The organism is Mesorhizobium sp. NZP2077, from assembly GCF_013170805.1.
In the GTDB taxonomy this organism is placed as follows: domain Bacteria; phylum Pseudomonadota; class Alphaproteobacteria; order Rhizobiales; family Rhizobiaceae; genus Mesorhizobium.
Map to the genome: position 1 here is coordinate 5985629 of NZ_CP051293.1, position 22438 is coordinate 6008066.

The following is a 22438-nucleotide window of genomic DNA, read 5'->3' on the forward strand; positions in this document are numbered from 1 at the left end:
CCGGTTGCTCCGGTATCGCCGGTCGCACCTGTGGCGCCAGTTGCTCCAGTCGAACCTGTCGCCCCGGTATCGCCTGTTGCGCCAGTTGAACCTGTAGCTCCAGTCGAACCCGTGGCACCCGTATCGCCGGTCGCGCCTGTGGCACCGGTTGCGCCAGTCGAACCCGTGGCGCCGGTATCACCAGTCGCACCGGTGGCGCCGGTAGCTCCAGTTGAGCCCGTGGCGCCCGTATCACCGGTTGCGCCTGTGGCACCGGTTGCTCCAGTCGAACCCGTGGCGCCTGTATCGCCAGTCGCACCTGTGGCTCCGGTTGCTCCAGTCGAGCCTGTGGCTCCGGTATCGCCGGTTGCGCCGGTTGCTCCGGTTGAGCCCGTGGCGCCTGTATCGCCGGTCGCACCTGTGGCTCCGGTCGAACCCGTAGCGCCAGTTGCACCGGTTGAGCCCGTAGCACCTGTATCGCCGGTCGCACCTGTGGCTCCGGTTGCTCCGGTCGAGCCGGTGGCGCCTGTATCGCCGGTAGCACCCGTGGCACCGGTAGCTCCGATCGAGCCGGTGGCGCCCGTATCGCCGGTAGCACCCGTGGCACCGGTAGCTCCGGTCGAGCCGGTGGCGCCAGTTGAACCTGTAGCTCCAGTTGAACCCGTTGCTCCGGTATCGCCGGTTGCGCCAGTCGCACCCGTGGCGCCCGTATCGCCGGTCGCACCTGTGGCTCCGGTCGCTCCGGTCGAACCCGTAGCGCCTGTTGAACCAGTTGCACCGGTTGAACCGGTAGCACCCGTATCGCCGGTCGCACCTGTGGCACCGGTTGGTCCAGTCGAGCCCGTGGCGCCTGTAGAGCCGGTGGCACCTGTGGCTCCGGTCGCTCCGGTCGAACCCGTAGCGCCTGTTGAACCAGTTGCACCGGTTGAACCGGTAGCACCCGTATCGCCGGTCGCACCTGTGGCACCGGTTGGTCCAGTCGAGCCCGTGGCGCCTGTAGAGCCGGTGGCACCTGTGGCGCCGGTTGCTCCAGTCGAGCCCGTGGCGCCTGTAGAGCCAGTGGCCCCGGTAGAGCCGGTTGCTCCGGTGTCGCCGGTCGCACCTGTTGCTCCAGTCGAGCCCGTGGCACCCGTGTCGCCGGTCGCACCTGTAGCTCCAGTCGAGCCGGTCGCACCAGTGGCACCGGTTGCTCCGGTCGAGCCGGTGGCTCCGGTATCGCCGGTTGCACCCGTGGCTCCGGTTGCTCCAGTCGAGCCCGTGGCACCCGTATCGCCGGTTGCGCCTGTGGCTCCGGTTGCTCCGGTTGCTCCGGTCGAGCCGGTTGCTCCGGTATCGCCGGTCGCACCAGTGGCACCTGTAGCTCCAGTCGAGCCGGTCGCACCAGTGGCACCGGTTGCTCCGGTCGAGCCGGTGGCTCCGGTATCGCCGGTTGCACCCGTGGCTCCGGTTTCTCCAGTCGAGCCCGTGGCACCCGTATCGCCGGTTGCGCCTGTGGCTCCGGTCGAACCCGTAGCGCCAGTTGCACCGGTTGAGCCCGTAGCACCCGTATCGCCGGTCGCACCTGTGGCTCCGGTTGCTCCGGTCGAGCCGGTGGCGCCTGTATCGCCGGTAGCACCGGTGGCACCGGTAGCTCCGGTCGAGCCGGTGGCGCCCGTATCGCCGGTCGCGCCCGTGGCTCCGGTTGCACCCGTGGCGCCGGTTGCTCCAGTCGAACCTGTTGCACCCGTATCGCCGGTCGCGCCAGTGGCACCGGTTGCTCCAGTCGAACCCGTGGCGCCTGTATCGCCGGTCGCACCTGTGGCTCCGGTTGCTCCAGTCGAACCCGTTGCACCGGTATCACCGGTCGCGCCCGTGGCTCCGGTTGCTCCAGTTGAGCCCGTGGCGCCCGTATCGCCGGTCGCGCCAGTGGCTCCGGTTGCTCCGGTCGAACCGGTGGCGCCTGTATCGCCGGTCGCGCCGGTGGCACCGGTAGCACCAGTCGAACCCGTGGCACCGGTTGCTCCTGTCGAGCCCGTGGCGCCCGTAGAGCCGGTTGCTCCGGTGTCGCCGGTAGCTCCGGTCGAGCCAGTGGCACCTGTGGCACCGGTTGCTCCAGTCGAGCCCGTGGCACCCGTATCGCCGGTTGCGCCTGTGGCTCCGGTTGCTCCGGTCGAACCCGTAGCGCCTGTTGAACCAGTTGCACCGGTTGAGCCCGTAGCACCCGTATCGCCGGTCGCGCCTGTGGCTCCGGTTGCACCGGTAGAGCCCGTGGCGCCTGTATCGCCAGTCGCACCTGTGGCTCCGGTTGCTCCAGTCGAGCCTGTGGCTCCGGTATCGCCGGTTGAGCCGGTTGCTCCGGTTGAGCCCGTGGCGCCTGTATCGCCGGTCGCACCTGTGGCTCCGGTTGCACCGGTAGAGCCCGTGGCGCCTGTAGAGCCGGTGGCACCTGTGGCGCCGGTTGCTCCAGTCGAGCCCGTGGCACCCGTGTCGCCGGTTGCACCTGTGGCACCGGTTGCTCCGGTCGAGCCCGTGGCGCCTGTAGAGCCAGTGGCCCCGGTAGAGCCGGTTGCTCCGGTATCGCCGGTCGCACCTGTGGCACCGGTCGCGCCGGTCGCACCTGTTGCTCCAGTTGAGCCCGTAGCACCCGTATCGCCGGTCGCACCCGTGGCACCGGTAGCTCCAGTTGAGCCCGTGGCGCCCGTATCACCGGTTGCGCCTGTGGCACCGGTTGCGCCTGTAGAGCCCGTGGCGCCTGTAGAGCCAGTCGCACCTGTGGCTCCGGTTGCTCCAGTCGAGCCTGTGGCTCCGGTTGCGCCGGTCGAACCCGTGGCGCCAGTCGCACCCGTCGAGCCCGTGGCTCCGGTTGCGCCCGTTGAACCCGTAGCTCCGGTTGAGCCGGTCGCACCCGTGGCGCCCGTTGAACCTGTGGCCCCGGTTGAGCCAGTCGCGCCGGTCGAACCCGTGGCGCCCGTCGCACCTGTGGCTCCGGTTGAGCCCGTGGCGCCCGTCGCGCCCGTTGCGCCCGTGGGGCCTGTAGGACCGACTCCGCCGGACGCTGGGGTAGCTACTAGGACAATATTCGAGGAACCCTGACCAGCACCAGATGGATTAGCTCCAGTATTGCCAGCGCCGTTGACGCCAGCAGAATCGACAACGAAAATATCAAACTGACCAGAGGGGGGGGGTGCTGGTAGTATTTAAGTTGTATGTACCAGATGGCAACGTTACAGAAACGTTAAAACTTGGGCCATTAATAACGTTCCAGCTCTCTGTCTCTCCAATAATCGTAAGATTACCGGAGCTATCTTTCGTTACAATGTAATATATTTGGTTGGCAATAGTATTAGCAACGTCAAGGGTCCCGGTGAGCGAGACATTTGTCTCAGCGGTCAGAACAAGTGCCAGCGCCCCCGCGTACGCCTTTACTCCCGTCGGCGTCAGCGGCGGCTCAGGGGTGGGCCCGCTTGCTCGCACTGACAAATCCCAAGCGCCGCCGAGTTCGGCCGCCCCGACGCGCCTTGTGGCACCACAGACGTCTACGCCAGTTGCGTCAGAAAGCTGCTCGAGAAAGGCTTCGCCAGCATGTCCCTGAGCAGTGTCGCAGCACCATAAGCGTAGCTCGCCGTCCGCAGAAAGGGCGCGGCCAATGGCGGCAAGGTCGCCGCTGTCGTGCGCGAGCGTGGCGACGGACCAGGGTCCGTCGCTAAAACTTACCTGTCCTGGCGCGCCGTGCGCGATGACGTGCACTGCCGCCAGGCCGCTTCTGCAAGCTAGCGCCTCGGCCATCTGCTGCGCCGCCGGACGGCCGTGCTCGAGCAACACCGCATCGACGCCGGGCCGCAGCTCCGCGACGATAGTCTCGATGTCGCTTACGGCAGGATCAATGAAGAGGACTTCGGACTTATACGCCATGAGGAGACTCCCAGGCGTTCGTACGGCCCGCCCCGAGTTGAGAAGTCTGTGAGATCATGAAGTCGGCAGGGATAAATTTGCCGAGCTCGTCTAGTCTCCCGGCCTCGTAGGTTTCACTCTCGCTAGGTACGGCGACTTTGAGCGAAAACCTTGGGATGTTCGCGTGCCCGGGCAACGAAAAGGTAGCTACAACTCTCTTATCTCTTGAATTGACGACGACATAGGTGACGTTTTCTGCGGGATCGTGAGGCACATCACCAGAAACGATTCGATAAACGTCTGCTAACAGCCCGGCATAAACCTCCAAGCCTCGGCCAGTCAGCGGCGGTTGCGGTGGCACCCTCCGCGCCCGACCAGCGAACACCCAGCTTCCGCCAAGGGCCGCCGAGCCGACGGGTTTCGTGGGTGCCCGGACGCCCACGCCCACAGCGTGGGCGAGCCCTTCGACGAAGGCCCGGCCGGCCCGGCCCTGGCCTGCATAACAGCTCCACACTCTGAACTCGCCGTCCTGGCCCAGCGCCTGGCCGATCGTGGCCAGATCGGCCTCATCGTACTGCAGCGTCCGCGCCGACCATTCGCCGGCCGCGAAGCACACCCGGCCGGGCGCGCCGTGGGCGATGACGTGCACCGCGTCGAGGCCGTCGCGGCCTTCGAGCGCCAGCGCCATCTGGCGCGCGGCCGGGCGTTCGGCGTCGAGCACGATCGCCTCGACCTGCGGTCTCAGGTTTCGCAGGATCGTGCCGAGATCGGATACCGAGGGATCGACGAAAAGGAGTTCGGAAGTGTGTAGCCGGGGCGCACCGATCCGCGCATTCGGGCGATCAATTGCAGCGTTCGGCAGCGAATGAATTTGGCGCCTATCGAACCGGGGCACAACGCCCCCACGGGGCACACGCGACAACACTTGATCCAAAGCCACCCACTCCCATCACCCGTGCCACCGACGTCTCGACGGCAAACTCGCGAGTGAACTCCGAAATGGGAAAGTCTGCCTTCCGCCGAAGGACAGACACAGACGCAGCGCCTCACGGCGCGCCTTATAGACGCACCTTCTTCATCCGCGAAATTGCCTTGCTACCCAGATCCCAGCCCAACTCGCCTGCACAGACCTTACGGCCACCGACCGTACGATCCGCGGGCACCCTCCATACCCACATATTAGTAAATTCGAAAATTAGCGATTTGTAAACTATTAAGTAGGGAATTGGTAAATTGACAAGAACGAGACAGCAGACCTCGGTCAATATTGAGGCGCCGGACTCGCGCAAATTGTTTTTGAAAATCGAAGACTTGGCGGCTTCCTTTCGGTTGCTGTCAATCCTGCGGATGGTCGCCACGGCCGCGCCAGCCGCGGAGCTGCTGAAACGCCATTTGACGGCCGACCATGTCGGCGGCGCCGTGGGACGGCTGCCCGAGCCAACAAGGAAGAATGATCAGCGCGCGGGTTCCGCCCTCCAGCGAAGCCCGCGCGCCCGTTTTCAACCTGGACAGGTCACCGTCCAGGTCCACTCGCCGCTCACTCGTGCGGCTTCAAGAGATCCTTCATGGAGGTCTTGACGGTGTGGTCGTTGCTGGCGTAGCCGGCGCCGGGCTTGGTCTGGTCCGACGTGAGATCCGTGCTCGCCCCGGACGGCTTGTTCTGGTTGTTGCCGAATCCGCTGATTGTCTTGAGGACATTCAGCAGGTCTTTGGTCAACGAAGTCGACGCAAGGCCGATCAGTTGGCCGAGCGACGCATTGCCGCCGGAACCGCCGCTGCCGTCAGTCGAGCCGGACTGCAGGAATTGCGTCGTGTCCTTGAGCCCGAGCGTGCTGGCCGTGACGTTGGCGTTGTGCCCGCCGTTGCCACCGCCGGAGTTACCCTGTCCCTGATGGCTGCTGTTGTCGGCATTGTTATGGTCCCCGGAATTGCCAGGCGCATCCTGCTGTCCATTGCCGTGGCCGTTGTTGTCGTGACCATGATCACCGGTCTGACCGCCTGGGCCGGTCGCTCCAGTCGACCCGGTCGGACCAGGCGAGCCTGTTGCTCCAGTCGAGCCCGTAGCGCCAGACGCGCCAGTGGAACCGGTCGAGCCGGTGGCGCCGGTCGAGCCAGTCGATCCGGTCGATCCGGTTGCTCCGGTCGAGCCAGTCGCTCCGGTCGAGCCAGTTGCTCCGGTCGAGCCTGTGGCACCAGTCGAGCCGGTGGCACCGGTCGAGCCAGTCGATCCGGTCGATCCGGTTGCTCCGGTCGAGCCGGTTGCTCCGGTCGAGCCCGTGGCTCCGGTCGAGCCAGTCGCTCCGGTCGAGCCCGTGGCACCGGTTGAACCAGTTGCTCCGGTCGGGCCGGTTGCCCCGGTCGAGCCTGTGGCTCCGGTCGAGCCAGTCGCACCGGTCGAGCCGGTTGCTCCGGTCGAGCCGGTGGCTCCGGTCGAGCCCGTGGCACCGGTCGAGCCGGTGGCACCGGTCGCTCCGGTTGCTCCGGTCGAGCCGGTGGCTCCGGTCGAGCCAGTCGCTCCGGTCGAGCCGGTTGCTCCGGTCGAGCCGGTGGCTCCGGTCGAGCCAGTCGCTCCGGTCGAGCCGGTGGCTCCGGTCGAGCCAGTTGCTCCGGTTGCACCGGTCGAACCAGTTGCTCCGGTCGAGCCGGTGGCTCCGGTCGAGCCGGTTGCCCCGGTCGAGCCGGTGGCTCCGGTCGACCCAGTCGCCCCGGTCGAGCCGGTTGCCCCGGTCGAGCCGGTGGCTCCGGTCGAGCCGGTTGCTCCTGTCGCTCCGGTGGCTCCGGTCGAGCCGGTTGCTCCGGTCGAGCCAGTCGCTCCGGTCGAGCCGGTCGCTCCGGTCGAGCCGGTGGCTCCGGTCGAGCCCGTGGCACCGGTCGCTCCGGTTGCTCCGGTCGAGCCGGTGGCTCCGGTCGAGCCAGTCGCTCCGGTCGAGCCGGTGGCTCCGGTCGAGCCGGTTGCTCCGGTCGAGCCAGTCGCTCCGGTCGAGCCAGTCGCTCCGGTCGAGCCAGTTGCTCCGGTTGCACCGGTCGAACCAGTTGCTCCGGTCGAGCCGGTCGCACCAGTCGAGCCAGTCGCACCAGTCGAGCCAGTGGCACCGGTTGACCCAGTTGCTCCGGTTGAGCCAGTCGCACCAGTCGAGCCAGTCGCTCCGGTCGAGCCAGTCGCTCCTGTCGAACCGGTTGCTCCGGTCGAACCAGTCGAGCCGGTTGCACCAGTCGAGCCAGTCGCTCCGGTCGAGCCAGTCGCTCCGGTCGAGCCAGTCGCTCCTGTCGAACCGGTTGCTCCGGTCGAACCAGTCGCACCAGTCGAGCCGGTTGCTCCAGTCGAGCCGGTTGCTCCGGTCGAGCCGGTTGCTCCGGTCGAGCCGGTTGCTCCGGTCGAGCCGGTTGCTCCGGTCGAGCCGGTTGCGCCGGTCGAGCCAGTTGCTCCGGTCGAACCAGTGGCTCCGGTCGAGCCAGTCGCTCCGGTCGAGCCGGTGGCTCCGGTCGAGCCAGTCGCTCCTGTCGAACCGGTTGCTCCGGTCGAGCCTGTTGCTCCGGTCGAACCGGTTGCTCCGGTTGAGCCCGTGGCACCTGTCGAGCCTGTCGCCCCGGTCGAGCCCGTGGCGCCCGTCGAGCCGGTGGCCCCTGTCGAGCCGGTTGCTCCCGTCGAGCCGGTGGCACCCGTCGAGCCAGTCGCTCCGGTCGAGCCAGTCGCTCCTGTCGAACCGGTTGCTCCGGTCGAACCAGTCGCACCAGTCGAGCCGGTTGCACCAGTCGAGCCAGTCGCTCCGGTCGAGCCAGTCGCTCCTGTCGAACCGGTTGCTCCGGTCGAACCAGTCGCACCAGTCGAGCCGGTTGCACCAGTCGAGCCAGTCGCTCCGGTCGAGCCGGTGGCACCGGTTGACCCAGTTGCTCCGGTCGAGCCGGTTGCTCCGGTCGAGCCGGTTGCGCCGGTCGAGCCGGTTGCTCCGGTCGAGCCAGTTGCTCCGGTCGAACCAGTGGCTCCGGTCGAGCCTGTGGCTCCGGTCGAGCCGGTTGCTCCGGTCGAGCCTGTGGCTCCGGTCGAACCAGTTGCTCCGGTCGAGCCTGTTGCTCCGGTCGAACCGGTTGCTCCGGTTGAGCCCGTGGCACCTGTCGAGCCTGTCGCCCCGGTCGAGCCCGTGGCGCCCGTCGAGCCGGTGGCCCCTGTCGCGCCGGTTGCACCGGTCGAGCCAGTCGCTCCGGTTGAGCCGGTTGCTCCGGTGGCACCCGTCGAGCCAGTCGCTCCGGTCGAGCCAGTCGCTCCGGTCGAGCCAGTCGCTCCGGTCGAGCCAGTCGCTCCTGTCGAACCGGTTGCTCCGGTCGAACCAGTCGCACCAGTCGAGCCGGTTGCACCAGTCGAGCCAGTCGCTCCGGTCGAGCCGGTGGCACCGGTTGACCCAGTTGCTCCGGTCGAGCCGGTTGCTCCGGTCGAGCCGGTTGCTCCGGTCGAGCCGGTTGCGCCGGTCGAGCCGGTTGCGCCGGTCGAGCCGGTTGCTCCGGTTGAGCCGGTCGCACCAGTTGCTCCGGTCGAGCCGGTTGCCCCGGTCGAGCCAGTGGCTCCGGTCGAGCCAGTCGCACCAGTATCACCCGTTGCGCCAGTAGAGCCCGTCGCACCGGTCGAACCGGTTGAGCCCGTGGCACCTGTCGAGCCTGTCGCCCCGGTCGAGCCCGTGGCGCCCGTCGAGCCGGTCGCGCCAGTAGAGCCGGTGGCGCCAGTTGAGCCCGTTGCTCCCGTGGAACCCGTTGCGCCAGTAGAGCCGGTTGCACCGGTATTACCTGTTGCACCGGTTGCGCCGGTCGAGCCAGTGGCACCAGTGGAGCCTGTAGCTCCGGTTGAACCCGTGGCACCAGTATCGCCGGTGGCGCCAGTCGAACCTGTGGCGCCGGTATCGCCGGTCGCACCTGTGGAGCCGGTCGCACCTGTCGAGCCTGTCGAGCCTGTCGCTCCCGTCGAGCCCGTTGCACCAGTAGAGCCAGTCGAACCTGTGGCGCCCGTATCACCGGTCGCACCTGTGGCTCCTGTCGAGCCGGTGACACCAGTCGAACCTGTCGCACCGGTGGAGCCAGTTGCTCCAGTATCGCCAGTGGCGCCGGTAGAGCCCGTGGCGCCAGTCGAGCCGGTGCCACCAGTCGAACCGGTCGCACCCGTGGCGCCGGTATCACCGGTGGCGCCAGTAGCGCCCGTGGCGCCCGTGGAGCCAGTTGCGCCGGTCGCACCTGTGGAACCTGTCGCGCCTGTGGCGCCAGCCGGGCCCGTGGCGCCTGACTGCGTGAGGTTGAGAGTCGCCGGCGTAAATGTATTGTTGTGCGTGCCGTTAGCAGCACCGGCCGCGAAGGTATAACTAACACCAGAGACGAGGGGCGTAAGTGTACCAAATACATTGAAATTATCGTTGTAAATAGTATAACTATGTGTCGTATCTGGAATTGTTATAGTCACAGAAAACGCAAGAGCTAGGCCGGCATTAGTAGCGTTTGGAAGCTGAAAGCTGCCAACTACTACGTTAAAACCTCCGGTTGTATCCACCAGAAAGTAGGTGTTGACGGAACTTGCGTTGCCGTTTCCCTGTATTGTGCCGTGGAGTGTCAGATCACCCGATGCAAACACTCCGGCGTAACTTGCCATTCCATCTGAGGTCAGCGGCGGCAGCGGCGTGGGAGCGCTCGCGCGTGCGGATATTTGCCAGGTGCCACCAAGCTTGGCCGCGCCAACCAGCGACCTCGATGCGCAGACGTCCGCGCCAACGGTCCGCTCTAGCGCCGCCACGAATGTCTCGCCGGCGTTCCCCGATGCCGTTTCGCAGCTCCACAGCCGCAGTTCGCCGTCCGCGGAAAGCGCCTTGCCGATTGCGGCAAGATCCTCAGCCTGTTCCTTCAGTGTGGCGGCCGACCATTCTCCCGCAGTGAAGCTAACCCGGCCAGGCGCGCCATGCGCGATGACGTGCACCGCGTCGAGCCCTTCGTGCCCCGACAATGCGGCGGCGATCTGCTGCGCCACCGGCCGGCGGCCGTCGAGTATGACAGTCCGAACTTCTGACCTCAGGTTGCCGAGGACCGTCTGGAGGTCGGAGACTGAAGGGTCGACAAAAAGAACTTCAGAGGCACGGGCCATGACTGGCTCCTGTTGGCTTCGAATTCAGTTCAAGCGGAATCCGCCCACCGGCCGGTGAGCGCTGGGGACAAAGGCTTGAGAGGCGTCATCTTCCGGCCGGCCCGACAGCACCGTCGGGACGTTCTACGGCGGGGCTCTCGACGCGGAGGAAGCTGCAGGCCTGGAAAGTCCCGCCATCGTCAAACGTGCCAATCGCAAATGAACCTGCCGCGGCGGGAACCTTGACGGTGACAGCGACGGCGAGGCTTCGCTTGACGGCCTTGGGAAGAATGACCTGACCGACGATGGCGCTCTTGGCCGTGTCCAGGATAAAATAAGGCACATTTTCGGTCGTGTCGCCGACGGGCAAGACGCCTCTAACGGCAACTTCCATGACCGCAAACCCTGTTATGTAGCTCATCTTATCCTCCTTGGTCCGCGGTCACTGTGCCGCGCCGTCAATTTCCATTTGCCGCGGAATGTCCGCCGCCCGACTGGTCAGCGCATCCGGTGTTCGAAGTGCGTGGCATCGAGCATGATCGCCTCGGACTCCGGCCTCCCGTTTCGGAAGATCGTGCCGAGATCGGATATCGAGGATCGGTGAAATAGAGTTCGGAAGGCGGGACCGAGGCCGCCGGTCAGCCAATTCGGCCGATCGGTTATCACGACGCCTAGCCGCGATGTTCCGGGGAGACCACCCAGACCGGGGTCTGCACGATCCTTACGATACGCATGCGATACTACTCGATTCACAACCCACTCCCGTTACCGTGACGCTAACGCCTCGCCTGCAACTCTCGGGGGATGGGAAGCCGTCCGCCTCGCAAGGGGGCATGGACAAGACATATCGCGGGCGCGCCCGTGGACGCACCTTACAATCTGTGGAACGGCCTTGATAACCCAGACCCTGCTAACCCAACTCCCTGAGAGAGAGACCTTCGCAGAAATTCAGGCGAGCGGCCGTCCAATCCGCGGGCGCCCCTCAACACCGAATTTTAGTAAATTATAAAATTAGCAAGTTGTAAACTATTAATTAAGCATATTCTAAATTAGCGACCAACAGGGTATCGACGCGCAAGCGAGACCAGCGGGCAAGATGGGAAAAATAGGTCTGAAAATCCGTAGCTTAACGACATTAATTCAAATGCTGTCAGCTTCATGCTGTAGTTGAAGGTGTTCGTCGTCCATGCTGGCTTGCAAGCACTGATGCTTGCAGGGATGCCAGCCAGGCCGGGACGCCACGTCCGCGGATGTGGCTGTCCAAACCTTGACGGCAGCTGGCAAATGGCGGCGAAGTATGAAGTATACGGCGTAGGCCGGTTGGGCTGGACGAAGGAGTGAGTGCAGGCAGTTGCAGTTCGGCGAGAACCTTCGCGGTAATCGTTGCCTCTAGCGTAGGCGCGACTGGCGACTTCTAACCACGATGGATAAGGTTAAGCGCGGTTTCCAGAGGACGACGCTGCACGAACGTGAGAAGGAATAATCGGACTTTAGGAATTTAAGCTGTTACGGCGGCCGGACCGGCAAAAGGGTGGCGACTGCGGGGGAAATGCATGAGCGATCGAAGCCTGGCAAATCCGCTCGGCCGGACGGATTGCACGAATTCTCATTCGACGATTTCGAGCAGGCGCGCAACGCAGCGCCGCTCAGTTGAAGGAATAGCATGAGCACCATCGGCCTATGCATGATCGTCAAGAACGAGGCGAAGGTTATCCTGCAATGCCTCGCCAGCGCACTTCCCCTCGTCGACTACGTGCTCGTAGTCGACACGGGTTCCGAGGACGGCACGCAAGACCTAATCCGCGGATTCCTCGCCGATCACAATGTCCAAGGCGCTGTCATCGACGAGCCGTGGCGGGACTTCGCGTACAACCGTACCTTCGCCCTTGAAAGATTGCGTGAGGTCGAGACTGTCGACTATGCAATGATTATCGATGCGGACGATGTTCTGATCCGGGACGTTGACTTCGATCCGATCGGGTTCAAGTCGCAGATGGAACACGATTTGTACGACATCGAGGTGTTACATGGTGGCATTTCGTTTTATCGCCCACAGATCTGCCGCAACCGGCTGCCGTTCGCCTTCAAGGGCGTTCTGCACGAATATCTCGAGGCCCCTCCTGGCCATCTCACGCGGGAGACCGCCAAGGGTTTTCGCGTGGCGACGGGGCGTGGCGGAGCACGCAGTCAAAACCCGCGAAAGTACCAAGACGACGCCGCCGTGCTAGAAAACGAGCTTGCCACGGAGACCGACCCCTTCTTACTTTCGCGATACACCTTCTATTTGGCGCAAAGCTACAAAGATTCCGGCGAGCGTGAAAAATCGCTGGCGAACTATCTGAAGCGCGCCGAGCTGGGTTTTTGGGAGGAGGAGGTCTATGTCAGCCTTCTCGAGGCGGGCAACCTGATGGCAGCGCTGGGACGGCCATTCGACCAGGTCGTTGCCGTCTTTGAGCGCGCGGTGCAGGTCGTTCCCGGCCGCGCGGAGGCTCTTCACGCCGCAAGTCTCTATTGCCGCAATCAGGGCCGGAATGCGGAAGGAACGGAATTTGCGCGTCGAGGGCTCGACCTTGTTCAACCCGCCGGACTTTTCATTCAGCCCTGGGTCTATGACTACGGACTGCTCGATGAGTTTGCGGTCAATGCGTACTGGACCGGCGCTTACAGGGAATCGCTTGACGCCTGCCTGAAACTGCTCGCCAACGACAAATTGCCGGCGGACATGGCGAAGCGTGTGGTGGCCAACGCGCGCTTCGCCACCGATAAGCTCCCGGTCAATGAGTCTCCGAAACTTGGATCGTTCGGGACAGAGAGCTTGATCGACCAGCACAAGCTTGTCCGGCAGCGTTCCTTGCGGTCGCGTATGGAGGGCACGCCGCGCATCCTGGTGGCAATCCTGGCCAAGCAGAAAGAGCCGGCACTGCCGCTTTACCTTGAGTGTATCGAGGCGCTCGACTACCCGAAGGCGTCGATCGTCCTGTATATCCGGACAAACAACAACACCGACAGGACCGAGCACATATTGCGCGAATGGGTGGAGCGCGTTGGTCACCTCTATGCCGCGGTTGAGTTCGATGGTTCCGACGTGGCTGATAGGGTCGAGCGATTTGGCGAGCACGAATGGAACGAGACGCGCTTCAGGGTGCTTGGCCGAATCCGCAACATAAGTTTGCGGAAAACTCTCCAACACAGCTGCGATTTCTATTTCGTTGTCGACGTCGACAATTTCGTGCGACCGGCCACGCTGCGGGAACTCGTCGCGCTCGACGTGCCGATCGTCGCTCCCCTGCTTCGCTCCATCTCGCCCGGTCAATACTATTCGAACTACCACGCCGAGGTCGATGCGAACGGATATTATCAACAATGCGATCAATATGGCTGGGTGCTCAACCGCCATGTGCGCGGTATTATCGAGATGCCGCTCGTACACTGCACCTATCTCGTCCGCGCCGACGTGCTGACCGAACTGACATACGAGGACGCCACATCGCGGTATGAGTACGTTGTTTTTGCCGATAGCGCCCGCAAGGCCGGCGTCGTCCAGTATATGGATAACCGACAAGTATATGGCTACATCACCTTTGGCGATGGCCAATATTATGTGAGTGATGGGATCGAGCGCGCCCGAGCGCTGTTGCGTGGCGCGGGCGATACCCCGGTATTCACTGTCGCCACGCCCCCGGGCTCCCTACCGATGTCAGATCGACCTGTCGAGCCGAAGGATTCGCCGAAAATACACCTGATAAACCTCGACCGCAGTGTAGAGCGCTGGAGCATGTATCAAAGCAATAACTGGCATCTAATGCACAATACGGTTCGTGTATCGGCCGTTGACGGCACTTCTCTCGACAGGGAGGCGCTCATCAAGGAAGGGCTGATTACCAGTGATTGTCCGTATCCCCCGGGTACGTTGGGATGCGCTCTATCGCATATCAACTTGTGGAAGCTGTCGGCGTCAGAGAACAAGGCGATAACTATTTTTGAAGACGACGTTCGAACATCGTTTCGATTTACAGAGGAATCCGCCAATATTGTCTCTCAAGCACCTGCGGACTGGGACTTGATACAGTGGGGATATATATTTGACCCATTATTTCTCTGGTTGGATTTTGGCTTCTCCAAAGCCAAGCTGGAGTTTTACGATCGTCGGTATATGAATAAATCTACATTGTTTCAGGCCGAGAAATTTTCTCGATCCCTCATCAAGGTAGAGCACTCATTTGGGACTCAGGCTTACACAGTCACACCAAGAGGCGCGCGAATACTTCTGGAAAAATGTCTGCCGCTACGAAGCAGACTGATCCCCTTTCCCGGCACTGCTGTCATCCTCGATGACACGGGTATCGATTGCGCGATGTGTGCGGCATATGGCTCAATGCAAGCTTTCCTTTGCATGCCACCACTCGTCATTCACGATACCGAACTACCGTCAGACCGGACAGACGCGGATCACCGAGAGCCGAGCTAGTTTGTCATGGAAGCACAACAGGCCGCCATGGCTCGACGCGCGCATGCGAGGGAAGATGAAGATACTGGCAAAGCCGCCTACGGGCGTTGGAGTCTTGATGCTCTCGAGCGCCAATGTCGACGCGACGAGTAACATGAGGTGCATTCGATGACGCAAAGGACGCCCGATGATTCCCGCGAAGCCTTCGGGCGCCTCGTCACGGGACCGCCGGCGCCACGTCCCTTCATCGGCAAAAATCGAGGCCGAAGACCGCCGCCGTGATATCGGAGAATCGTCAATGTTTAAGAACTCGGACGACATTCAGATACTAACTGTCCCGCGTGAACCAAGGCGGTACTTGATTCTGATACGCGCCGGCTCCAAGCGCCGTCCCTCCTTGTTTTCTGAGCCTCTGAGTGAGCGCCGGGAGTACGATGTGGGGATAAACTACTATGCAGACCCGCACCCAGATGACGCTTTTCGCACCGGAGCCGAGCTCATTTTTGGCGGCGGTCTTTCAAAGATGCATGGCGCCAAACGGCTATTCGAGGCGACGGGATTGCACAATATCTATGAAGGAGTTTTTTTTCTGGACGATGACATTGAAGTTCTATTCGATCCCGATGATTTTTTCAAACTTTGCGAAGAATATTCACTGGATATCGCACAACCGTCTCTTACCTCTGACAGTTTCTGTGTCATCCCGCTTACGCGTCATCACCCCGGTCTAATATTACGGACGACAAATTGGGTCGAGGTGATGGCCCCATTCTTCAGACGTGACTTTCTGCGGGAGATGCTCCATTCGTTTGATTTGTCAATTTCGGGATGGGGACTCGATATATATTGGGGTCACCACCTGAAAGAGCGTTGGCGCGCAGGCATCGTTGACAATTTCCTCATCCGACATGCGAACGAATGCAAACCGGATTCAGGACCGTTTTACGACTATCTTAAAGGTATTGGCGTTAATCCAAGTAATGATATGAAGACTATTCTTACTATAATTGATACAAATCCATATGTTGTCAGACCGATGCAATTTGTTTATCATACGTACTTTTTCCGAGCATAGTGAGGTGGTCTCGGATTCTTAGACAAAGGCCTAATCTTACTCAGTCAGAAAAATCGGAGGCTTCGCGCCCGGAGCCGATGTTATAATACTGATGGTTCACGAGCGGCGACGGACATTTGCTAATCGGACATCTACTAAGATGTTGTTGAGTTAGTGCCATGTAGGTTTTCTCGCTCAGGCATGGCACTGAAGGCGAGGGTGGCCAGGCCATGATGACGATATCTGAACCATTTCCAGTCTGCTTTTGGCCGGCACGTTATACGGAGGCGCTCCCATAGATTGGTCAGGCGAGATTTATGGCGCTAAAACGAGAATGCTTGGTGGGATTGGCCAGCGATTTCGGATCTAGGTTACCATTTCTGCGCAGAGGCCATTACCGGCGCACTCGGCTGAGGACGTGGCCGTGGCTGGTTTGATGGTCGAAGCGTCAACGGCGGCCCCCATCGCCGTCTCTGCAATCGATGCCTCGACTGTCTTTCAGTCGACACCGGCTCTTGTCGCTCCGGCGGTTTGCAGTTAAGATACCATAGTTAACACCGCGGTCGACTGTTCATTTTTAGATTGAAAATGAGAACCTAGGTTGGATATTGATAATTCAAGTACGAATGACGACGCTGATCATTCAGCCGCTATTTGCGGTGAGAATTATTCCACGTTTCTCAACACTCTCCATCTATGCCTTAAACCGAAGACGTACTTCGAGATTGGCACGCTTAGCGGCGGGACACTTCGATTGGCCAATGGCGCCAGCATAGCGGTCGACCCCCAATTCCAGATCGATGCCGACATAATGGGTGTAAAACCGAGTTGTATGCTATTTCAGCAATCTAGCGACGAGTTTTTCGCGACCCACAACGCCTCTCAATTGTTCGGCGCTCCAATCGATCTAGCGTTCCTTGATGGAATGCATCTTTTCGAATTCCTGCTCCGCGATTTTATGAACACAGAAAAGCATTGCCGCAAGAATTCGATCATCCTTCTTCACGATTGCCTTCCTCCGGGGTTCTTTATGACCGTTAGAGATCGCTCTGACCCTACGTGGGCCAAATCGCGCTTTGCACGATGGTGGACAGGAGATGTATGGAAGGTCATTCCCGTCCTTCGGAGTTACCGCCCCGATCTGTCCATAACGATGTTCGACTGCCCGCCGACAGGGCTCGTTTCCATCACTAATCTCGACCCGGCTAGCCAAGCGCTTGACAGTGCATATGTCGAGATTGTTGATCGCTTTTCCTCAAAAGATATCGATCGAGAGGCTTACGACAACTACTGGACGACTCTATCTATTGAGAAGAGCAGAGAATTCTCCACAGCTCAGCATTTTGCGACGAAGTTTTGGATTTGATCCAGTTCGACCCGGGAGCAGCCCTCGGTCCGCGTTCCAGGAGTCGAAATAGATGCCTCAGGTCATTCCAATCTTCACTCGATCTGCGTTGGAAGGCAGAGGTTTTGACATTGGAGAATATAGCTATGGAGTTCCTACCGTCAGATGGTGGGGTGAAAGAGCATCGTTGAAGATCGGAAGATTTTGTTCTATCTCAGACGGCGTTGAAATATTTCTTGGAGGGAACCACCGCTCAGATTGGATAACAACTTATCCTTTTTCCGCCATCGCCCACTGGCCCGAGGCCGAAAATATATCCGGACACCCATCGACCAGGGGCGATGTCATTATCGGAAATGACGTTTGGATCGCGAGCCATGCCATGATCCATTCCGGTGTAAGGATCGGGGACGGAGCCGTCATAGGGGCAGGCAGCGTAGTCCGGCGTGATGTTCCGCCATACGCACTCGTTGCGGGAAATCCCGCGGAGACTGTGCGACTTCGTTTTTCCGAGAGGGAGGTCGCAACTCTACTCAAGATTCGCTGGTGGGATTGGGAGGAAGAACGAATCCGTGAGACCCTTCCCTTTCTCTTATCAGGAAATATTTCGCTGTTCTTCGATGCGTGCGGCATCCCAAAGGAGCTTGTTTCTTAGACTGCTTCGCTAGCAAGCCCGCGGTTCATCAGTTGCTGCGTTCCCGATGACCTCCGGCTATATCTCGAGAGATGTTTGGACAGAGGAGCATCAGCTGACGAACAGACGAAAGTTCAGCATACTTGCTTCCGTCTCATTGGCTGCCAGCTTCGCGCCAGCTATGCTGTGGAGTCACTCGCGGAAAACCTACGCAGCCATGTCTCCCAAATCTCCTTCGGTCCGCCAATCGCCAACCCTCCTCACCGCGCCCATCGAGCTTGCCGGCGACTGGGGCCGCATGCTTGAGGGCGCGGCTGATCAGGTCGTTGAGCGGATGCGGCATGCCTGCCTCGATGGCGTCCGGCTGCTCTCCGACCGCCAGCCGACGCGGCTGCGCGTCGACGAGCACACTTCCGGCTCGCCGGCCGTGTGGCTGCACCCTGATGGCAGCAGCATGGCGTGGATCATCGTCGACATCGGTGAGCGGGACTGGTCGAAGCTTGCCTATCAGTTCGGCCACGAGCTCGGCCATGTCCTTTGCAACAGCTGGCAGCCGGACGCCAAACCGGCGCCGCCCTGCCAATGGCTCGAGGAAGCCATCGTGGAGGCACACTCGCTGCGCGGGCTCGGGCGCCTGGCAAAAAGCTGGAAGGAGGCCCCGCCCTTCGCCGGCGATAACGCCTTCGGCGATGCCATCGCCCGGTATCGCCAGGACATCATCGACCACTATGCGGCTCTCGCTGAAAGCCAGGGACTCACCCGCAACGCCGTAGCGTGGTTCGCCGACTACCGCGACGAGGTCGAGAAGCTTGCCCTCAATCCGTTCGCCCAGGCGATGTCGGTGACTATCCTGGCCGAATACGACCGCGAGCCGGACTGCGTCGAGGCGCTGGGCGCACTCAATCGCTGGCCCGGCCGTACCGGTCTCCCGATCAACGAGTATCTGCAGCAATGGGAGACAAGTTGTGGCGAACTGCAAGCCTCGCCCCGACTGCCAGTCCGCCTGCGCCAGCTGTTGGGGATCACTTGACCAGTCGAGGAAAGGGCGCTCAGAAAGTCTGGTTGTAAGCGCCCACTTGCGAACTGCGGCGCAGCACGACGTCGACGGCCTCGAACATCTCCCGGCGGCGCAACGACGATACGGGGCTCTCAACAACGACGACAAGCTCCGGCTTGTTCGACGAGGCGCGCACCAACCCCCAGGTGCCGTCCTCGGCGACGACGCGCACGCCGTTGACGGTGATCAGATCAGCAATCTTCTGACCGGCGAAGGCAGCACCATTCCGCTTCATAGCCTGAAAGTCGGCAACCACCCGCTCGACGACACCATACTTCACGTCGTCCGCGCAGTGAGGCGACATGGTCGGTGTGCCGAAGGTCAGTGGTAGCGCGCGATATAGGTCGGCCATCGAACTGCCGGGACTGCGATCCAGCATCTGGCAAATGGCGATGGCGGTGATCAACCCATCGTCGTAACCGCGACCGATCGGCGGGTTGAAGAAAAAATGACCAGATTTTTCGAAGCCGGCGACGGCGCCGAGTTCGGCGACGCGACGCTTGATGTGGGAGTGGCCGGTTTTCCAATAGTCGGTGACCGCGCCGTTCGCCTGCAGCACGCTATCTGTGTGAAACAGCCCGGTCGACTTGACGTCGACGACGAAGGTCGAGCCGGGATAGAGAAGCGAAATATCCCGTGCCAGCATCACACCGACCTTGTCGGCGAAGATTTCGTTGCCCTCATTGTCGACGACGCCGCAGCGGTCGCCATCGCCGTCGAAACCCAACCCGACATCTGCCCGGGTTTTCAGCACCTTGTCCCTGATGGCATGCAGCATCTGCATGTCCTCGGGGTTTGGATTGTAGTTCGGAAATGTATGATCGAGCTCGATATCGAGCGGGATCACTTCGCAGCCGATCCGTTCCAGCGCTTCAGGCGCAAAGGCGCCGGCAGTACCATTGCCGCAAGCGACCACGACCTTGAGCTTTTTCGAGATGCGCTTGTCCTGGGTCAGATCGTCCAGATATGTTTCTCGAAAGCCGGAAATGAAATCATAAGAGCCGCCGCCAACAAGATCGAAGTCGCGGGCCAGCACAATTGTCTTCAGGGCGTTCATCTCTTCGGGACCGAAGGTCAGTGGCCGTGCTGCACCCATCTTGACGCCAGTCCAACCGTTTTGGTTGTGCGAGGCGGTGACCATGGCGACCGACGGCGTATCGAGCGCGAACTGGGCGAAATAGGCCATCGGCGACAAGGCCAGACCGATATCCTTGACCTTCGCGCCAGCGGCCATCAACCCGGAGACCAGCGCCAGCTTGATAGAAAGCGAATAGGAGCGGAAATCATGCCCGGTGACGATATCGGGTCCAGCGCCGAGACGGCGGATCAGCGTGCCAAGCCCCATACCGAGCGCCTGGACGCCGATCAGGTTCAGTTCGGGTGCCACCTGGCCAAACCACCAGCGCGCATCATACTCCCTAAACCCCGACGCTTTGATCAGCGCCGAGGTTTCAAACTCGAACGTGTTGGGCCGGGCTTCGTCAACGAAATTCAGCGACAAGACTGGAAACTCCGAACAGCAAAAATGCCGTGTTGTCGAGGCGACAGGTTACCAGAACCATTCTTAAGCCCTATCTATCAATTTGGTTGACCAGGCTTCCACGATAGGATGGGCGGATGCGGGATGAGGTTTTTTTGCCTGGCCGTTTTTTGCAATGCCCGCAGGCTTGGTATCGTCAACGAGATGCAGACATTGGCGTTGGATTTCGCGATGCCTTTTGCGATCTGATTTGGGTCTATTTTGCGTTCCAACAAAGACCAGATGGCTGCCCTCTACAGCGGCATTTGTCGCGGCTTGAAAGGTCGTGCTTTTCAGCGGGTAACGGGTCCGTAACTCTTATTAATGTCTTGTGATCGAGATGATTCGAGTTGTCCACAGCCGCAGCCAGTTGCCCTATCTGCAGTTGCTGGAATCCTCCGAGAAAATGCCTTATGCAGCCGTGAGCAAACATACAAAATGTTTTGCTTTGAAGAGCGCATTGCTGTTGAACACGGATTCAAAATGCCGCTATTTTTTTTCGACATCCAAGACGGCAAATCCCATTCTCCTGACACAGAGGGCACCCATTACGTAGGTGCGCTTGAGGCCCGGGTAGACGCAGTTAGAATGCTGGTCGCTATGGCGCAGGACGAAGATCGGGGCGAATTGCAGAGCAAACTCTCAGTCACGGTGTCTGACGAAAGCCGTCGACCCGTTATGGAAGCAAACATCGATTGCACCATAAAGGTTTTTTGAACCGCTCCAGCTTCGTGTGCGGTCAGTCGTCAAACTTGACGAAGGTATTTCTAAAGAATTTGAAGACGTTGGCTTCTACTTCGTAGCCGTAGATGTGCTTCTGGTGCTTGAGACATACGCGATTTGGAAGTTGCGAGTGTTGATAACTCGCAGATTGAGCGCGACATCTCCCATACTCGGCAGCCCGTGGCCGTCCGTTATTGGGCATCACTGTCGGTATTGAACAGGACGGGGCCCTGGCACATCGCCGAGAACCTTTGCCGCCGCAAAGCCAATCCGGCGGAACCGCCTGACACCACGTTGACCGTGCCATGGCCCGACGCCGGGGCGCGTCTTAATGCGTTCATACCGCGCAGAGCACGGGCCCTCGTGGCGGAAACGACTGCGAGTGCGATGAAGAAGAGGATGCCTGGATCGGCGCTGCCACCCGACACCGACATGGCAATTATGCTTGCAAGGGCAGCATTCCTGACGCTCGCCACGACTGCATCGGTCTCTGGATCCACCCCTTCCCGAACCGCGCCCAGCCCCCTGGCCAGGATGCAGAGCAGGACAGCCATCATCAGCGAACCGAATAAGCCCAGCTGGGAAAGGACAGCGATCGGCCAGCTCGATGCCCTTGAACTGCCGAAACCAACGCCCAGTCCACTGGTATCGAGAAAGGACTGTAGACTCTTCAAATTCCAATAGGTGCGCTCATGGCCCGACCCGGAATCAGCTTTGTTAATGATAGTGCTGTTGATCAGCCTGACGAAAGGGTCCAAGGCCTCGGCTTTGTAAAGACTGATGCCCAATATGGCGGTCCCGCCCAGCACCATGAGAGCGATTATCAGCATCTCTTCGCGCTCAACTTTTCCCTTGAGGACCGAAGCCAGCATGGAAAAAGCAACAGGAATGCATAGCAGCGTCAGCCCGACATAGGCGGTCGATGAAGTCGACAGAATGGACAGGAAGAGCAGGATGCCCGACAGCCATTTCGCAAGAGGTGATTTCGTCTTTCTCCAGTAGCTGTAGCAGAATGCCAGGCAGGCGAGGGAAACGCTGGCGAACGAAGAGGCCTCCGAAAAAGGCCCCGTGATCCGTACGAATCCTGCCTCCATCGCGTCCGTTATGATCGCGTAGTTCGCGGTTCTGATCGGGGCCAGCAAGTCTCCCGCTCCCACGTTCTTGCCGATAAAATCGATCAACCCCATTCCCGTGTGCAGGCCACACCACAGGAAGAAGCCGCGGCGGACTTGGTCGATCCGGTTGGAGTGCAGCAGCAGGGTGCAAAGCGCTATCGCGGCGAGTCCACCAAGAATGAAATAACCCGTCTGAGAAATGTTGCCTGAAACCGGCGCCAAGGAATCTTCTACGACTGTGCCCCGGGTCTTGGACTGCACGAAGACCGCTGTCTGTCCTGCAAAGAACCGAGGAAACAGCCATGATCCGATGATTGCGTAAACCATGAGGCTTGTAAGAATCCAGACCGGCCGGATGCTTCCGAATACGATTCCAAGGTCAAACCAGATACGGCGTCTCGCCGCGACGGCCGTGACGAGCAGGAGCGCGAATATGGTGTAGATCAACGGGGATGACCCACCCAGAAAGGTAAGGGTCATGATGGCCGTCGCACCGAAGGCCTGGGAAGCGATCAAGCCGATGATCAGCATTCCCCTTGAATGGTAAGCAACGACCAAAATAGCCGCGCATATTAGCAGTCCCGGCAGAGACACCTGCATGCCG

At 60.8% G+C, this 22438-nt stretch carries 14 protein-coding genes and 1 pseudogene; 7 read left to right on the forward strand and 8 right to left on the reverse strand.

The features are described 5' to 3' along the window. Positions 1-3120: 3120 nt before the first annotated feature. The 4 genes from HGP13_RS29800 to HGP13_RS29815 form a co-directional block, all read right to left on the reverse strand. Complete coding sequence (locus HGP13_RS29800) at positions 3121-3870, reverse strand: DUF4347 domain-containing protein (protein ID WP_172232538.1); 750 nt, start codon at positions 3868-3870, stop codon at positions 3121-3123. Next, a complete protein-coding gene (locus HGP13_RS29805) occupies positions 3860-4762 on the reverse strand; it encodes a DUF4347 domain-containing protein (RefSeq protein ID WP_246707477.1) in 903 nt (300 codons plus the stop codon). Before HGP13_RS29805 ends, HGP13_RS29800 begins: the two co-directional genes overlap by 11 nt. A gap of 422 nt (positions 4763-5184) precedes the next feature. Then, entirely contained in the window at positions 5185-5379 is a 195-nt protein-coding gene (locus HGP13_RS29810; RefSeq protein ID WP_172232544.1) for a hypothetical protein, read from the reverse strand. A 7-nt stretch (positions 5380-5386) separates the two neighbouring features. Further along, on the reverse strand, positions 5387-5566 hold the full coding sequence (locus tag HGP13_RS29815) for a hypothetical protein (RefSeq protein ID WP_172219759.1): 180 nt from the start codon (positions 5564-5566) through the stop codon (positions 5387-5389). 361 nt (positions 5567-5927) lie between these two features. Between HGP13_RS29815 and HGP13_RS29820 the strand changes: the two genes are divergently transcribed. Then, complete coding sequence (locus tag HGP13_RS29820) at positions 5928-9191, forward strand: DUF4573 domain-containing protein (RefSeq protein WP_210267813.1); 3264 nt, start codon at positions 5928-5930, stop codon at positions 9189-9191. A gap of 323 nt (positions 9192-9514) precedes the next feature. Here HGP13_RS29820 and HGP13_RS29825 read toward each other — a convergent pair. Continuing rightward, positions 9515-9961: pseudogene (locus HGP13_RS29825) on the reverse strand (DUF4347 domain-containing protein); the annotation flags it as partial. A gap of 85 nt (positions 9962-10046) precedes the next feature. Next, on the reverse strand, positions 10047-10361 hold the full coding sequence (locus tag HGP13_RS29830; protein ID WP_172232547.1) for a hypothetical protein: 315 nt from the start codon (positions 10359-10361) through the stop codon (positions 10047-10049). 1242 nt (positions 10362-11603) lie between these two features. Here HGP13_RS29830 and HGP13_RS29835 point away from each other — a divergent pair. The 5 genes from HGP13_RS29835 (at position 11604) to HGP13_RS29855 (ending at position 18450) form a co-directional block, all read left to right on the forward strand. Beyond that, positions 11604-14408 (forward strand): glycosyltransferase family 25 protein, encoded by a 2805-nt coding sequence (locus HGP13_RS29835; RefSeq protein WP_172232550.1) that lies wholly within the window; start codon positions 11604-11606, stop codon positions 14406-14408. A 277-nt stretch (positions 14409-14685) separates the two neighbouring features. Beyond that, positions 14686-15462: a hypothetical protein gene (locus HGP13_RS29840; RefSeq protein WP_172232553.1), complete on the forward strand. Its 777-nt coding sequence runs from the start codon at positions 14686-14688 to the stop codon at positions 15460-15462. Positions 15463-16042: 580 nt separating this feature from the next. Continuing rightward, positions 16043-16807, forward strand: a complete 765-nt coding sequence (locus HGP13_RS29845; RefSeq protein WP_172232556.1) for a class I SAM-dependent methyltransferase — start codon at positions 16043-16045, stop codon at positions 16805-16807. Positions 16808-16859: 52 nt separating this feature from the next. Continuing rightward, positions 16860-17441 (forward strand): CatB-related O-acetyltransferase, encoded by a 582-nt coding sequence (locus HGP13_RS38645; protein ID WP_172232559.1) that lies wholly within the window; start codon positions 16860-16862, stop codon positions 17439-17441. 46 nt (positions 17442-17487) lie between these two features. Then, positions 17488-18450, forward strand: coding sequence for a hypothetical protein (locus HGP13_RS29855; RefSeq protein WP_246707159.1), 963 nt, complete (start codon positions 17488-17490; stop codon positions 18448-18450). Positions 18451-18469: 19 nt separating this feature from the next. Here HGP13_RS29855 and HGP13_RS29860 read toward each other — a convergent pair whose 3' ends face one another. Then, on the reverse strand, positions 18470-19978 hold the full coding sequence (locus HGP13_RS29860) for a phosphomannomutase/phosphoglucomutase (RefSeq protein ID WP_172232562.1): 1509 nt from the start codon (positions 19976-19978) through the stop codon (positions 18470-18472). A 456-nt stretch (positions 19979-20434) separates the two neighbouring features. On the opposite strand from HGP13_RS29860, the gene HGP13_RS29865 reads away from it, so the two are divergent. Further along, positions 20435-20713: a hypothetical protein gene (locus tag HGP13_RS29865; protein WP_172232565.1), complete on the forward strand. Its 279-nt coding sequence runs from the start codon at positions 20435-20437 to the stop codon at positions 20711-20713. Between the two features lie 197 nt (positions 20714-20910). Here HGP13_RS29865 and HGP13_RS29870 read toward each other — a convergent pair whose 3' ends face one another. Continuing rightward, a complete protein-coding gene (locus HGP13_RS29870; protein WP_210266330.1) occupies positions 20911-22434 on the reverse strand; it encodes a hypothetical protein in 1524 nt (507 codons plus the stop codon). Between the last annotated feature and the right edge of the window lie 4 nt (positions 22435-22438).